This is a genomic window from Streptomyces sp. NPDC021562, from assembly GCF_040640875.1.
Classification (GTDB): Bacteria; Actinomycetota; Actinomycetes; order Streptomycetales; family Streptomycetaceae; genus Streptomyces.
In genome coordinates, this window is the sequence record NZ_JBFACN010000108.1 from 1 (window position 1) to 1,166 (window position 1,166).

1 protein-coding gene and 1 pseudogene are annotated in these 1,166 nt (G+C 41.1%); both read left to right on the top strand.

The genetic code is table 11. The features are described from left to right. Positions 1 to 375 (top strand): annotated as a pseudogene (locus tag AB0G52_RS41255) (hypothetical protein); the annotation flags it as partial. Then, positions 344 to 1,166: carboxylating nicotinate-nucleotide diphosphorylase (gene nadC / locus AB0G52_RS41260; protein ID WP_361344471.1), on the top strand; the 823-nt coding region annotated here is incomplete at its 3' end. The pseudogene AB0G52_RS41255 and the gene nadC, both read left to right, overlap by 32 nt.

The following is a 1,166-nucleotide window of genomic DNA, read 5'->3' on the forward strand; positions in this document are numbered from 1 at the left end:
CATATGCATAAGAAATTCAAAAGTCTCCCAAGCATAAAGGAGCTACAACAACGAACAATGGCTTCAGTTGGAATTGTCAGGACAGAAAAAACACTGCAGGAGCATCAATTATGGTTAGAATCTTATTTGAATGGGGAAAAATGGGAAGTGCAAACAGCTTGTTCTGAAAAGGAAGCATGGCAAACGTATTTTATGGTGCTGACAGCCTATCTCGTAACAAAAGCGGCCCTAAGTCGCACAGAAAGCAGGGGTGGGCACTTTAGAAGCGATTTTCCCGAAGAAGCAGAAAGCTGGAGAAAGCAGACAGTTCTCCTGAAAATCGAAAGGAATGAGGGTGTAAGCGATGAACCAAATAAAATTGCGGCAGCAACTTGAATGTTTTTTTAACGAGGATATCGGCGATGGTGATAAAACATCAGACATCATTTTTCCAAACCATCAGGAAGGAGAAATTATCTTCCTTGCTAAATCAACAGGGATTTTTTGCGGAGAGGACATTATTAAGCTAGGCTTTTCCCTTCTCGATGGCAAAATAGATGTTCAGGTCCATTTGGAGGACGGAGAAAGAATCGAGCCTGGCCAAACGATTGCCACTGTTAGAGGCGATATTAAGAACCTGCTCAAGGGAGAACGGGTTATCTTAAATCTTATCCAGAGAATGAGCGGAATTTCCACATTAACAAATAAAGCAGTAGAAGCATTAGACAGCAGCTATACAAAAATTTGTGATACAAGAAAAACAACACCAGGGCTGCGTATGCTCGAAAAATATGCAGTAACAGTCGGAGGCGGGTTTAACCATCGGTTTGGTTTGTACGATGCAGTGATGATTAAGGATAATCATATTTCCTTCGCTGGAGGAATAAAAGAGGCAGTTCGTGCAGTCAAACAATCAATAGGCCATATGATTAAAGTAGAGGTAGAAACAGAGTCATTCGAGCAAATGCAGGATGCTTTAGCAGCAGGGGCAGATGTTATCATGTTTGATAACATCTCACCAGAAGACATTGCTAAATGGATACCGCATGTTCCTGAAACGGTGACAACAGAAGCATCTGGCGGAATCACACTGGAAAATTTACCTGCTTATAAAGATTGTGGTGTCGATTATATTTCTTTGGGATTTATAACCCATTCAGCAACAGCATTAGATATAAGTGTGAAAG